General features: G+C 61.7%; 10 protein-coding genes. 5 read left to right on the top strand and 5 right to left on the bottom strand.

Annotation, left to right across the window (positions count from 1 at the left end; translation table 11 throughout):
* Positions 1–7: 7 nt before the first annotated feature.
* Together ACOQOQ_RS08785 and ACOQOQ_RS08780 are read left to right on the top strand one after the other, a co-directional pair.
* The gene (locus tag ACOQOQ_RS08785; protein WP_420566616.1) at positions 8–1675 is read left to right on the top strand and encodes a long-chain-fatty-acid--CoA ligase; all 1668 of its coding nucleotides are present in this window, start codon (positions 8–10) and stop codon (positions 1673–1675) included.
* Positions 1675–2862: an acetyl-CoA C-acyltransferase gene (locus ACOQOQ_RS08780; protein WP_420566615.1), complete on the top strand. Its 1188-nt coding sequence runs from the start codon at positions 1675–1677 to the stop codon at positions 2860–2862. Before ACOQOQ_RS08785 ends, ACOQOQ_RS08780 begins: the two co-directional genes overlap by 1 nt.
* 130 nt (positions 2863–2992) lie before the next feature.
* Here the strand turns inward: ACOQOQ_RS08780 and ACOQOQ_RS08775 are convergent, their stop codons facing one another.
* Entirely contained in the window at positions 2993–3931 is a 939-nt protein-coding gene (locus ACOQOQ_RS08775; RefSeq protein WP_420566614.1) for a cyclase family protein, read from the bottom strand.
* A 162-nt stretch (positions 3932–4093) separates the two neighbouring features.
* On the opposite strand from ACOQOQ_RS08775, the gene ACOQOQ_RS08770 reads away from it, so the two are divergent.
* Both ACOQOQ_RS08770 and pdeM read left to right on the top strand, forming a co-directional pair.
* Positions 4094–6508 (top strand): ligase-associated DNA damage response DEXH box helicase, encoded by a 2415-nt coding sequence (locus ACOQOQ_RS08770; protein ID WP_420566613.1) that lies wholly within the window; start codon positions 4094–4096, stop codon positions 6506–6508.
* A gap of 38 nt (positions 6509–6546) precedes the next feature.
* Entirely contained in the window at positions 6547–7209 is a 663-nt protein-coding gene (gene pdeM, locus ACOQOQ_RS08765) for a ligase-associated DNA damage response endonuclease PdeM (protein ID WP_420566612.1), read from the top strand.
* On the opposite strand, the gene ACOQOQ_RS08760 is transcribed toward pdeM, so the two are convergent.
* The gene (locus ACOQOQ_RS08760) at positions 7206–7922 is read right to left on the bottom strand and encodes a LytTR family DNA-binding domain-containing protein (protein WP_420566611.1); all 717 of its coding nucleotides are present in this window, start codon (positions 7920–7922) and stop codon (positions 7206–7208) included. The two genes, pdeM and ACOQOQ_RS08760, sit on opposite strands and share 4 nt — an antisense overlap.
* A gap of 232 nt (positions 7923–8154) precedes the next feature.
* Here ACOQOQ_RS08760 and ACOQOQ_RS08755 point away from each other — a divergent pair, with 232 nt between their 5' ends.
* A complete protein-coding gene (locus ACOQOQ_RS08755; protein WP_420566610.1) occupies positions 8155–8604 on the top strand; it encodes a PaaI family thioesterase in 450 nt (149 codons plus the stop codon).
* Between the two features lie 4 nt (positions 8605–8608).
* On the opposite strand, the gene folD is transcribed toward ACOQOQ_RS08755, so the two are convergent.
* The 3 genes from folD to ftsH form a co-directional block, all read right to left on the bottom strand.
* Positions 8609–9511 (bottom strand): bifunctional methylenetetrahydrofolate dehydrogenase/methenyltetrahydrofolate cyclohydrolase FolD, encoded by a 903-nt coding sequence (folD, locus tag ACOQOQ_RS08750; protein ID WP_420566609.1) that lies wholly within the window; start codon positions 9509–9511, stop codon positions 8609–8611.
* A 137-nt stretch (positions 9512–9648) separates the two neighbouring features.
* Positions 9649–11325 (bottom strand): formate--tetrahydrofolate ligase, encoded by a 1677-nt coding sequence (locus ACOQOQ_RS08745; protein WP_420566608.1) that lies wholly within the window; start codon positions 11323–11325, stop codon positions 9649–9651.
* Positions 11326–11601: 276 nt separating this feature from the next.
* On the bottom strand, positions 11602–13518 hold the full coding sequence (gene ftsH / locus ACOQOQ_RS08740; protein WP_420566607.1) for an ATP-dependent zinc metalloprotease FtsH: 1917 nt from the start codon (positions 13516–13518) through the stop codon (positions 11602–11604).
* Positions 13519–13539 lie beyond the last annotated feature (21 nt).

Here is a 13539-nt window from a genome sequence, read left to right as displayed (position 1 = left end):
GAGAGAATTGGAACGACTGCAACACAAGGTCTGGCCTCCGGGTCGGCCGCATGACGTCCCCGCTGCGGACTGGACACTGAACGACAACCTGTTCCGCAACGTAGCCACGACGCCCGACAAACCTGCGCTGGTGTTCTATAACCGCGTCACGACCTATGCCCAGTTGGGCGATCAGGTTGAACGCACGGCGGGTTATCTGCAACAGGCCTGCGGAGTGAAGCCCGGGGATCGGGTCGCTGTCTACCTGCAGAATTCGCCGCAATTCGTGGTGGCGCTTTACGGGATCATCCGGGCGGGCGGTGTGGCCGTGCCGATCAACCCGATGAACCTGACCGCGGAAACCGACTATATCGTCGAGGACGCGGGTATTCGCACTGTGATGACCGCGCAAGACCGGGTGGAGACGCTGCAACCGCTGCTGGCTCAGGGCGTTCTGGATCACGTCATCGTCACCGCCTATTCCGAGGCATTGCCAGACAGCCCCCCCGAGGGCATTCCCACCGCGATTTCCGAACCCAAGGCCGCGCTGCCCGATGCCTTTACCGACTGGGCTACGATGCTGGATGCAGGCCACGCCCCTGCCCCGTTTGATCGCAAACCCGAGGATCTGGCCATCATGCCCTATACCTCGGGCTCGACCGGGCGCGGTAAGGGCTGCATGCACACGCACCAGACCACGCTGCACGCCACGCGCTGCATGATCGACTGGTTCGATCTGCGCCGCGACGATGTGTTCCTGGCTGTCGCGCCGATGTTCCATGTTGTGGGGCTTCAGGCCGGGCTGAACTCGGCCATCGAGGCGGGCGGCACCGCCGTGATCCTGCCCCGCTGGGATCGCGATATTGCCGCCGGACTGATCCGTGAATTCGGTGTCTCGGCCTGGCCCTGCGTGCCGACCATGCTGATTGATTTCCTCAACCGCGAAGACCTGAAAGAGGACGACCTGGCCACGCTGCGCGTCCTTTGGGGGGGCGGCATCGCCATGCCCGAGGCCGTCGCGCAAAAACTGCAGGACATGACCGGCCTGACCTTCCTGGAAGGGTACGGGATGACCGAAACCATCGCGCCCTCAACCGCCAACCCACCGCATCTGCCCAAACCGCAATGCGGCGGTGTGCCGGTGTTCAACACCGATGTGGCAATCGTGGACCCGGACACTCTGGAGCGGATGCCAACCGGGGACGTGGGCGAGATCCTGATCTCGGGCCCGCAAGTAATGCTCGGCTATTGGAACAATGATGCGGCCAACGACGAGGCATTCGTTGAAATCGATGGCCAGCGTTTCATTCGTTCAGGCGATTTGGGCCGCGTCACGGAAGAGGGCTATGTCTACATCGTGGACCGCCTGAAACGCATGATCAACGCCAGCGGCTACAAGGTCTGGCCGACCGAGGTCGAGGCCAAGCTGTACCACCACCCCGCTATCGAAGAGGCCTGCATCATCTCGACCCAGGATCCCTATCGCGGGGAAACCGTGAAGGCCGTCGTCGTGCTGAAACCCGGCGCGACGCTTGCTGAAAAAGAGCTGGCCAAATGGGCCCATGACCAGATGGCCGCCTATAAGGTCCCCCGCAAGCTGGAGATCGTGGACGCCCTGCCCAAATCGGGCTCGGGCAAAGTTCTGTGGCGCGAGCTGCAGGAACAGGAAAACGCCAAAACCAAGGAATCCGCGTAATGAAAGACGCAGTAATCGTATCCACCGCCCGCACTGGGCTGGCCAAAAGCTTTCGCGGCTCTTTGAATGCCACCCACGGGGCCACAATGGGCGGCCATGTGGTCAAACACGCGGTCGAACGGGCCAAGGTTGATCCCGCGCTGATCGACGACGTGATCCTGGGCTGCGGCTTCCCCGAAGCGGCAACCGGGATGAACATCGCGCGCCAGTCAGCCATCCGTGGGGGCCTTCCCGTCGGCAGCGCGGCGCAAACCGTGAACCGGTTCTGCGCGTCGGGCCTGCAAGCGATCGCCATGGCCTCGAACGCTGTGCAGCTGGGTCAGGCGGGTGCGGTTGTGGCCGGGGGTGTCGAAAGCATCTCGATGGTGCAGCCGGTGCTGAACAAATCCAACATGGAAGAGGCCTGGTTGGCCGAACACAAACCCGCTGTCTATATGCAGATGATCGACACGGCCGATATCGTGGCGCAGCGCTATGGCATCTCGCGCGAGGCGCAGGACGTGTTTTCCGCCGAAAGCCAGCGCCGCACCGCCGCCGCCCAGCAGGCCGGCCTGTTTGACGCCGAAATCGTTCCGATGGACACGGTGATGGCCGTGAAGGACCGCGAAACCAAAGAGGTTTCGATGCAGCCCACCACCGTCACCCGCGACGAATGCAACCGCCCTCAGACCACTGTGGACAGTCTGGCCGGGCTGGACCCTGTGATGGGCCCCGACAAGTTCGTGACGGCGGGCAATGCCTCGCAATTGTCTGACGGGGCCTCGGCCTGCGTGGTGATGGAGGCCGACATGGCCGCCGCCGCTGGCGTCAAACCGCTGGGCGCGCTGCGGGGCTTTGCCGTGGCCGGGTGCGAACCTGACGAGATGGGCATCGGCCCCGTCTTTGCCATCCCCAAGCTGCTGAAACAAACCGGCCTGAGCATGGATGACATCGATCTTTGGGAATTGAACGAGGCCTTCGCCAGTCAGGCGCTGTATTGCGCGGACACGCTGGGCATTGATCAGGAGAAACTGAACGTCAATGGCGGCTCAATTTCCGTTGGGCACCCGTTCGGCATGACGGGCGCACGCCTTGCCGGCCACCTGCTGATCGAAGGCCAGCGTCGCGGCGCCAAATACGGTGTGGTGTCGATGTGCATTGCGGGCGGCATGGGCGCCGCAGGCCTGTTCGAGATCTTTCCGGCCTAACCAGCCAAACAGGTTTTCGGACTGGCCGTGCCCTCCACACTAAGAAAAGGGCTAGATCTGGCCCTTTTTTATTGCGATCAGTCTGGAAATGGAAAGGGGGCCGCGCAGCCCCCTTTCTTTTGCGATGTGCTTAGCGGATGGCCACAGGATTGATCATCATCTGCACAGCACCGCGCAACCGGGTAACACCCAAGGTGAACAGGAATTCGCTTACACCATCTGCGACCAGCTCTTCGGTCACCATGTTTTCAAGGATGTAAACGCCGTGGTCCTTCAGCAGGACCTGATGAGCTTCGAAGACGCCAGCGCCGGGGGCAAAGGGCACGGCCTCGACGCCCCAGGTATCGGCACCAACGGCCACTGCGCCCAGCTCGGCCAGATATTTAGCAGCCGCGGGATCAATACCCGGCTCGCCGCCACCGTATTTCGCGGGATCAGCGCTGTCTCCGGTCAGCAACGACAGCCAGCCGGTGTGCAGCAGCACCACGTCACCTTTGCGCAGCTCGACTTTCTGAGCCGCCGCAGCTGCCTTGATATCGTCAGAGGTGATAACCTCGCCAGCGTCCATCACGGCCTTGCCCTTCAGACCGGCGATATCCAAGACCACGCCGCGTGCGACGATCGGGGGAATGTTTTCAACGCCCAGCTTGGTCAGACCACCAGGTTGCGCGAAATCCGCGCCCTTATTGCCGTTGTAATACTCATGTGCACGGCCCACGTGACCCAACCCGTCGATCTGGCTGCCGATACCCAGCCAGCCGCTGAACACGTCGTCGTTATAGCTGGACATGGTCGGGCCGTGGCCCTTGCTGTCGATCTGGTTGGGCTGAACAATGGTCAGGCCCAGTTTGCGCGGCGGAAAGGCCGGTATCTTGTCGTCGATGATCATACCCAGGGCATATGTCTTGCCGGTCGTGATCAGGCTGCTTGCGGCCAGAACGGATTCCGCGGTGATCATGTTAGCCGCACCAACCTGGTCGTCAGGACCCCAATGCGAATGACCTTCGCCTGCAACAGACATAGCAGGAGCGATCGCGGCCAGCAGGGCCGCGGCGATTGTTTTTTTCATAATGTAACCTCCCTTGGGCGGGTAATCGCCCGGTGCAAACATATTGGTCCAAGGGAGGGCTGGCCTCCAATGAAACGTCCACATGACCCTTCATTGGCAAGTTCTATGGCCCTTTGCGGCTGGGCACTGGATTGCTTGGGCAGGATGTTCTAGCTCTGATGCATGAGCGATTTGCCCCCCCGATTTCAACAATGGTTCGCGACCAAAGGCTGGGACCTGCACCCGCACCAGGCCGATATGCTGGCCCGGCGCGCCGATCCTGCGACGCTGCTGATCGCACCCACGGGGGGCGGTAAGACGCTGGCGGGGTTCCTGCCCTCTTTGGTCGAGCTGGCCGACGGGGCACATCAGGGGATGCACACGCTCTATGTCTCGCCTCTCAAGGCGCTGGCTGCAGACATCAAGCGCAACCTGACCGCGCCCGTCACAGAAATGAACCTGCCCATCCGGATCGAGGACCGCACCGGCGACACCACTTATACCCAAAAGCGCCGGCAACGCGCCGACCCGCCGCACATCCTGCTGACAACGCCTGAATCGCTGGCCTTGCTGACCAGTTACGAGGATGCGCCGCGGATTTTCGCAGGGCTAAGCCGCGTGGTGGTGGACGAGATTCACGCCTTGGCCGAAAGCAAGCGCGGAGATCAGCTGATGCTGGCACTGGCGCGGCTCCAGCAGATGAACCCGGACCTGCGCCGCGTTGGCCTATCGGCCACCGTCGACGACCCGCAAGCGATCGCGCGACTGCTGGCCCGCCACCCCGATCCCTGCCATATCCTGCAAGCTGATCCGGGTCCGGACCCCGATATCCGGATGCTGCGGACGGAAGAGCTGCCTCCTTGGGCGGGGGGTGGCGCGGCCTATGCGATCCCTGCCGTGCTTGAGCAGGTCAAGAAGCACAAGACCACCCTGATCTTCCACAATACCCGCGCCCAGGCCGAGATTTTCTTTCATAATCTGTGGCTTGCCAACGAAGACTCCTTGCCCATCGGTATTCACCACGGAAGCCTGGACCGCGCGCAGCGCGAGAAAGTCGAGGCTGCCATGGTCGCAGGTCACCTGCGCGCGATCGTCTGCACGGGCTCGCTTGATCTGGGCATCGACTGGGGCGATGTGGACCTGGTGATCCAGGTGGGCGCCCCTAAAAACGTCAAACGTCTGGTGCAGCGGATCGGGCGGGCAAACCACCGCTACAACGCGCCCTCCAAGGCCCTACTGGTTCCCGCCAACCGGTTCGAGGTTGTCGAATGCGTCGCCGCTTTGGACGCCGTGCGCGCCCATGATCTGGATGGTGATCCGCGCGGCCCCGGCCCCTTGGACGTGCTGTGCCAGCACATCCTGATCGCCGCCTGTGCCGGCCCGTTTCATGCTACCGATCTGTTCCACGAGCTACGCAGCGCCGGACCGTTTGCCGATCTCAGCCGCGCGCAGTTCGACGATTGCCTCGATTTCTGCGCAACGGGCGGCTACGCGCTAAAGGCCTATGACCGCTGGCAAAGACTGCAGCAACGCCCTGACGGACTGTGGCAGTTGCGTGACCCCCGCAGCGCCGCGCTGATCCGCCAGAATATCGGCACCATTCAGGACAGCGATCTGTTGAAAGTCCGGATGCGCGGCCGCGGCGGCGCACCCCTGGGTGAGGTCGAGGAGGCCTTTGCCGCCAGCCTGACCCCTGGCGACACTTTCCTGATCGGCGGCAAGATCGTGAAATACAACCGGCTGCGCGAAATGACGGTCGAGGTGACAAAGGACAAGGGGCGCAAACCTAAGATCGCCACCTTCTCGGGCACGAAATTCGCCACCTCGACGCAACTTAGCCAACGTATCCTGGGCCTGTTCCAGAGCAGCGATTACAGCGCCCTGCCCGACCACACCGCCGATTGGCTGCGACTGCAGGCTCAGGTGTCCAGTTTGCCAACGGCTGACAGTCTGCTGGTCGAGACTTTCCCGCATGATGGCCGTCAGCATCTGTGCGCCTATGGATTTGCGGGCCGTAACGCCCAGCAAACCCTGGGCCTGCTGTTGACCCGCCGGATGGAGGCGCTGAAACTTGCGCCTCTCGGGTTTGTATCGACCGACTATGCCACGCTGATCTGGGGGCTGGACGATGTAGTCGACCCCACCCCGCTGTTTGACCCGCACGCTTTGACCGATGGGTTGGAAACTTGGTTGCAGGGCAATGCCGTGATGAAGCGAACCTTCCGCGGCAGCGCCACCATCGCCGGGCTGATCCAGCGCAGTCATCAGGGGCAGCGCAAATCGGGGCGGCAGGCGACCTTCAGCTCGGACATCCTGTATGACACGCTGGTCAAATACGATCCCGACCACCTGCTGCTGCGCATTACCCGACAAGAGGCCATGCGCGGGCTGGTTGATTTCGGCCGGATCGAGGACATGCTGACGCGCATCGGCGGGCGTATCACTCACAACCGTCTGGATCGGGTCAGCCCTCTGGCCGCACCCATGCTGCTGGAGGTGGGCAAAGTCCCCGTCGAAGGCGAGGGCCGCGAACGTCTGGTCGCCGAAGAGACCGAGCGTCTGATGCAGGCCGCCGGATTAGCAGATGCCCCGAGTTAAGGCTTGATCCCACTTTATTCCACAGGCATGAACATAGCATGAACGTTGTTCCTTTCACCTTGGCGGGCGTGCCCCTGCAGGCGCTTGGCTCTGGCGCGCTTTTTTGGCCAGATCGCAAGCTTTTATGCGTCTCGGACCTGCACATCGGCAAGGCCGAGCGTCCGGCGCGGCTGGGCGGCGCGCAACTGCCCCCCTATGAAACCCACGACACGCTGCAACGGCTGGAACAGGACCTGCAGGCCACCGGCGCCAGCACCGTAGTCTGTCTGGGTGATACCTTCGATGACACCACCGCCATGGGCGAGCTGACCGAAGCCGAGAGCCTGTGGATTGCCCGTATGCAAGCAGGCCGCAAATGGATCTGGATCGAGGGCAACCATGATCCCGGCCCTGTCATGCTGGGGGGCTCTCATCTGGCCGCATTGCCGCTGCCTCCGCTGGTGTTTCGCCACATCGCGCAACCGGGCTCCAGCGGCGAGCTGTCGGGGCATTACCACCCCAAAGCCCGCATCCGCGCCCGCGGGCATTCGCTGTCGCGGCCCTGTTTTCTGGTCGACAGCGACCGGGTAATTTTGCCGTCCTACGGGACCTATACGGGCGGGCTGCGCAGCACCGACCAAGCGCTAACCACGCTGATGCGCCCCGAGGCCTTGGCCATTCTGACCGGACCGGTCCCACGGGCGATCCCGATGCCGCGTTAAGGGTCCAGCAGACCCGCGGCCTCGATCCGGGGCCGATAGGTGCGGCTAACCGGCACCTCGTCTCCGTTCGAGATCGTCAAAAAAATCCGACCCTTGTCCCGTTTAATCCCAGTGACGGCCGCAAATGTCACCCAATGGGAACGATGTGCGCAATCGCCCGACACTCCGTCCATCTCAGCTATTGCATCGACAAAACGCATTCGCAGGGTGTGGCTTTCATCCGGCAAATGCACTTCGACAAAGTGGTCATGCGCTGAAAGCCGAAGGATCGGCCCCGCCGCCCCTTTGGGCAGACGGTGCATAAGACGCGGTATTGGTGCCTCAGGGGGCATTTGCGGGGCGGGCTCAACGTCCGCAGCCACGGTCCCGGTTTCATCGGCGGCGAAGGCCCCGGCCTCGGCCCCGACAATCCGGCGCAGCGCGTGAATGGTGACGCTGGTCAGCGCCACGAACACCCCAATCTGCCAGACCGAGGGCAACATCTGCGGCATTGGCGCCAAAAGCTGCGTCCAGCCAAACAGGACGGGTGTGAAAACCAGGCTCATCGCCAGCACCCGCACCAGTTCGAACCGCCAGCCCATCCGCTGGGGAACAAACAACGCTACCACCTCGGACAGAATAGCCGAAAAAAGTAACGCCAGTCCCACGACGCCTGGCCAGTACACCGCCAGCAGTGGCAACGAGAAACTCTCGTATGAATTGAACGGTGCCATGACCGTGGCAGCGCAGGAAAACACCGCCCACACCAGCAGGGTTCGACCTGTCAGCAGCCGTCCAGCAGACCGCCTAAACACAGAGCAAATTGTCACAGAAGCGCCCGATATCATCACAAAAACCGATTAATAACATGTCCTTATATACGCGAACACGAAGCTTGCGCCAGACCGCAGGGGCTGTAAAACTTATCTTAGATACAGATTACTCGCGCATACGGAGAGCCGCCCCATGGATCAGGACAACCAGCAGCAGATTGACATCCATGCGCGCATCCTGGCCAGTTTCGAAAAACAGAGCATGATGTCAACGCTGGGCGCCACGCTGGCAGCGGTTGCGCCAGGGCGAGTTGATATCCTGGCGCCGATTCTGCCAGGTTCTTTGCAGCAGCAGGGGCATGGGCATGCTGCCCTGACCTTTGCTCTGGGGGACAGCGCGGCGGGCTATGCAGCTTTGACTACGCTTGATCCCGATCACGAGGTCGTCACGGCCGAGATCAAGATCAACCTTTTGGCCCCGGCCCGAGGCGACCTGCTGATCGCGCGCGGCAAGGTGCTGAAACCGGGGCGACGACTGGTTGTCGTCACCTCAGAGGTATTTGCGCTAACTCAGACCGACAACGGCCCGCAGGAAAAGATGATCGCGGTGCTGCAGGGCACGATGGTCCCCGTGCCAGCGTAGACGCTCAGGCGGTCAGGCCCTCGGGTTCTGTAAGGCCATTGGCGCGGCAGCAGGCGGTCAGCGTGTTGGCCAGCAGACAGGCGATGGTCATGGGGCCGACGCCTCCGGGAACCGGTGTGATCGCGCCCGCCACGGCCGCGCAGCTGTCGAAATCCACATCGCCAACAAGCCGGGTTTTGCCCTCGCCCTTTTCCGGGGCGTCGATGCGGTTGATGCCCACGTCGATCACGGTCGCGCCCGGTTTGATCCAGTCACCCGGCACCATTTGCGGCCGGCCCACGGCCGCCACAACGATGTCGGCGCGGCGCACGACCTCGGCGATGTCCTTGGTCCGCGAGTGGGCAATGGTGACGGTCGCACTGTCACGCAAAAGCAGCTGCGCCATCGGTTTGCCCACCAGGTTCGAGCGGCCAATGACCACCGCATCCTTGCCGGTCAGATCTCCCAGGTGATCACGCAGCATCATCAAACAGCCCAGAGGCGTACACGGCGCCATCGCTTTTTGGCCGCCAGCCAACAAACCGATGTTTTGCACGTGCAAACCGTCAACATCCTTGGCCGGGTCGATACGAGCGACGATCTCGGCCTCGCTCAGGTGCTCGGGGACGGGGAACTGGCACAGGATGCCATGCACGGCCGGATCAGCATTCAGCTTGTCGATCAGCGCATACAACTCGACCGCCGGGACATCCGCGGGCAGCTTGTGTTCGTACGAGTTCATGCCGACCTCGAGGGTCTGCTTGCCCTTGTTGCGCACATAGACTTGGCTGGCCGGGTCCTCGCCGACCAGCACGACGGCCAGACCGGGGGTGATGCTTTGTTCTTCTTTAAGGCGGGCCACCTGGTCGGCCACGCGGCTACGGACATTGGCCGCAAAGGCCTTGCCATCAATGATCGTTGCGCTCATGGGTTGCCCCTTTCGTCTGGTCACCTGCTGTCACCTGCGTTTAGCGATTTGATCTGCCCGAGACCAGAGCATCCGCACACCCATGGCGCAAAATTCGAGCCATATTCCGCGTCAAATGCGCCCCCTTGAACGAGCCGCTAGAATAATCCCTCGATCTGGCCGAGGTCATTAAGCATGATCTGTTCGGCGCTTGGGCGGCGTGGGAGGCCGGGCATGGTCATGATTTCCCCGCAAATCACCACAACAAACCCCGCGCCCGCGCTTAGCCGGACCTCGCGCACGGGAACCGAGTGCCCGGTGGGCGCGCCCCGCAGATTGGGATCGGTCGAGAAACTATACTGTGTTTTCGCCATGCAGATCGGCAGGTCGCCAAAGCCGGCGTCCTCCCACGTGCGCAGCTGGTCGCGGATCTTTTTGTCGGCCAGAACCTCGTCGGCGTGATAGATGCGCTTGGCGATGGCTTCGATTTTCTGGAACAGGGGCATCTCGTCGGGATAAAGCGGGGCGAAGCCGGACCAATCACCCTCGGTCAGTTCGACGATCCGCGTGGCCAGCGCCTCGATCCCTTCGCTGCCCTTTTCCCAGTGCTGACACAGGATCGCCTCGGACCCTTGTGCGGCGACATAGTCCATCGCGGCCTGCACCTCGGCGTCAGAGTCCGAAACGAAGTGGTTGATCGCGACGACAACCGGCACGCCAAAGGACTTAACGTTGGCGATGTGGCGGCCAAGGTTGGGACAGCCATCGATCACAGCCTGTACGTTTTCAGCGTCCAGATCGGCCTTGGCCACGCCGCCGTTCATTTTCATCGCCCGAATGGTGGCGACGATGACCACCGCGTCCGGGGCAAGTCCCGCCTTGCGGCACTTGATGTTCATGAATTTCTCGGCCCCCAGATCGGCGCCAAAGCCGGCCTCGGTGACCACGTAATCCGCCAGCTTCAACGCGGTCGTGGTGGCGATGACCGAGTTACAGCCATGGGCAATATTGGCAAACGGGCCGCCATGCACAAAGGCAGGCGTGTGTTCCAGCGTCTGCACCAGGTTGGGCTGCATCGCGTCCTTCAGCAGCACGGTCATCGCCCCGTCCGCCTGAATGTCGCGCGCGAAAATCGGGCTGCGATCGCGCCGGTAGGCAACGATGATGTCTCCCAGCCGTTTTTGCAGGTCTTCCAGATTGCGGGCCAGACAAAGGATCGCCATGACCTCGGATGCAACGGTGATGTCAAAGCCGGTCTGGCGCGGGAAGCCATTGGAAACACCGCCCAGACTGGTCACTACATCCCGCAGCGCGCGGTCATTCATGTCCATCACCCGGCGCCAGGTCACGCGGCGCTCGTCGATGCCCAGCTCGTTACCCCAGTAGATATGGTTGTCGATCATCGCGGCCAGCAGGTTATGCGCGCTGGTGATGGCGTGAAAATCGCCGGTGAAATGAAGGTTCATCTCTTCCATCGGAACAACCTGGGCATATCCGCCCCCCGCGGCGCCGCCCTTCATGCCGAAACACGGACCAAGCGAGGCTTCGCGAATGCAAATCGCCGCCTTTTTACCAATGCGACTAAGCCCATCGCCCAGACCCACAGTGGTGGTCGTCTTACCCTCGCCCGCGGGTGTGGGATTGATGGCCGTCACAAGGATCAGCTTGCCATTGGGCTGGTCCTGAACCGAACGGATAAAGTCCTGCCCGACCTTGGCCTTGTCATGGCCGAACGGCAGCAGGTGCTGGGCCGGGATACCAAGCCGAGCGCCGATTTCCTGGATGGGCTTCTTGTCGGCCTCTCGGGCGATCTCGATGTCGGATTTGTAGGTCATAACGCTCCTCCCGTGTTGGTTCAGGTATAGCGCGCGTGGCGGCCGCCAAGGACTGCAAATCCGACATTTTCGCGTCGTGATGCGGCGTTGCGTCAAGTCTGAACCGTGAAGAATAGCTGGTGAAACGAAAACGGGACCAAAGCTGGTCGAAACCGAAGATCGTAACATCGGATATTTGCCGGGATCCCAGTCTTTCTTGTTGCGATCGCCTTCTGAATACCTTGGTATTCTGCCTGGTCGCCCAAAAGAAAAGCCGGGGTTTCCCCCGGCTTGCCCTTATGCGGTCGGTTCGGGCTCCATTCCGCCCTCGCCTGATGATTTCTTAGGCTTGGTCTTGGGGATAGCCGTAACCGAGGGCGCGTTGCCCGCGTCCGAGCCATCATCCTCGTCCGGTCCGGCATGAGGAGGCTCGCCGCGGATCACCCGCTCGATTTCCTCGCCAGTCAGGGTTTCGTATTCCAACAGGCCCTGCGCCAGACGTTCCCATTCTTCCTGGCGTTCGGTCAGAATGCGCATGGCCACGTCATAGCCATCCTGAATAAAGGTGCGAACCTCTTCCTCGATCATCTCTTTGGTATGAGCCGAGACCGAGAAACCCGGGGTTTGACCCGAATACCCTTCGTGCGCTTCGGAATAGTCGATGTTGCCAACCTTGTCCGACATGCCCCAGCGCAGCACCATCGCCCGCGCCAGACCCGAGGCCTGCTGGATATCCCCAGCCGGACCGTTGGACACGTCATCCTCGCCATATTTAAGGATCTCGGCGGCTTTGCCTGCCATGGTCATGGCCAGCTTCTGCTCGCACTCGGATTTGTGCCAGTTCAGACGGTCGATTTCCGGCAGGCTGACCACCATACCCAGCGCACCACCACGCGGAATGATCGTCGCCTTATAGACCGGGTCACATTTCGGCAGGGTCAGTCCAACAATGGCGTGGCCTGCCTCGTGATAGGCGGTCTTTTCCTTCTGGTCCTGCGTCAGCACCATCGAGCGGCGCTCTGCCCCCATCATCACTTTGTCCTTCGCGTTCTCGAAGTCCTCCATGGTGACGAAACGGCGGCCAACGCGAGCGGCCATCAGCGCGGCCTCGTTCACAAGGTTCATCAGGTCAGCACCCGAGAAACCGGGGGTACCACGCGCGATGATGCGCAGATCAACGTCGGGGCCCAGCGGGGTCTTGCGCGCGTGAACGCCCAGGATTTTCTCGCGGCCCTTGATGTCGGGGTTGGGCACGGTGACCTGACGGTCAAAACGACCCGGACGCAACAGGGCGGGGTCCAGCACGTCACGGCGGTTAGTGGCGGCCAGGATGATCACACCCTCGTTCGCCTCAAAGCCGTCCATTTCGACCAGCAGCTGGTTCAACGTCTGTTCGCGTTCGTCGTTACCACCGCCATAGCCAGCGCCACGCGCACGGCCCACGGCGTCGATTTCGTCGATAAACACGATACAAGGCGCGTTTTTCTTGGCTTGTTCGAACATGTCACGGACACGGCTTGCGCCCACACCCACGAACATTTCCACGAAATCCGAGCCAGAGATGGTGAAGAAGGGGACGCCCGCCTCACCCGCAATCGCACGGGCCAACAGGGTTTTACCGGTGCCCGGAGGGCCCACCAGTAGCGCGCCTTTGGGGATCTTGCCGCCCAGGCGGCTGAATTTCTGCGGGTTGCGCAGGAATTCAACGATCTCTTCCAGCTCTTCCTTGGCTTCGTCGATACCAGCGACGTCATCAAAGGTCACACGCCCTTGTTTCTCGGTCAGCAGCTTGGCCTTGGATTTGCCAAAGCCCATCGCGCCGCCTTTGCCGCCGCCTTGCATGCGGTTCATAAAGTAAATCCACACACCGATCAGCAGCAGGAAAGGCAGAAGGCTAAGAATAAAGGACTGGAATCCCGATTGTTCCTGGCTTTCGGCCGTCACCGGCACGCCCTTTTCGATCAGCATCTTGGTGATCTCGGCGTCATCCGGCTTGATGGTGACATAGTCGCGCCCATCGGTGCCACGGTATGTCACTTTCTCGCCGTCCAGGGTCACTTTGCTGACCCGTTCTTCTTCAACAGCCTGCACGAACTCTGAATAGCCGATTGCCTGGTTCTGCAGGGTCGAGCCCGAGCCGCTGAACAGATTGAACAGGGCGAGCACCAGCAGGAACAGAACGACCCAGAAGGCGATATTTTTCGCGTTGCCCAAGGAAAGTCTCCCTAAATTTCG

Source organism: Thalassovita sp. (genome assembly GCF_965218685.1).
In the GTDB taxonomy this organism is placed as follows: Bacteria; Pseudomonadota; Alphaproteobacteria; order Rhodobacterales; family Rhodobacteraceae; genus Thalassobius.
The sequence above is the reverse complement of the archived record's forward strand: the minus strand, read 5'-3'. Positions and strand labels throughout refer to the sequence as shown.

Coding starts and splice junctions, on each gene's coding strand:
- ACOQOQ_RS08780 (WP_420566615.1), top strand. CDS start 1,675: ATGAAAGACGCAGTAATCGTATCCACCGCCCGCACTGGGCTGGCCAAA.
- ACOQOQ_RS08775 (WP_420566614.1), bottom strand. CDS start 3,931: ATGAAAAAAACAATCGCCGCGGCCCTGCTGGCCGCGATCGCTCCTGCT.
- ACOQOQ_RS08770 (WP_420566613.1), top strand. CDS start 4,094: ATGAGCGATTTGCCCCCCCGATTTCAACAATGGTTCGCGACCAAAGGC.
- pdeM (WP_420566612.1), top strand. CDS start 6,547: ATGAACGTTGTTCCTTTCACCTTGGCGGGCGTGCCCCTGCAGGCGCTT.
- ACOQOQ_RS08760 (WP_420566611.1), bottom strand. CDS start 7,922: ATGGCACCGTTCAATTCATACGAGAGTTTCTCGTTGCCACTGCTGGCG.
- ACOQOQ_RS08755 (WP_420566610.1), top strand. CDS start 8,155: ATGGATCAGGACAACCAGCAGCAGATTGACATCCATGCGCGCATCCTG.
- folD (WP_420566609.1), bottom strand. CDS start 9,511: ATGAGCGCAACGATCATTGATGGCAAGGCCTTTGCGGCCAATGTCCGT.
- ACOQOQ_RS08745 (WP_420566608.1), bottom strand. CDS start 11,325: ATGACCTACAAATCCGACATCGAGATCGCCCGAGAGGCCGACAAGAAG.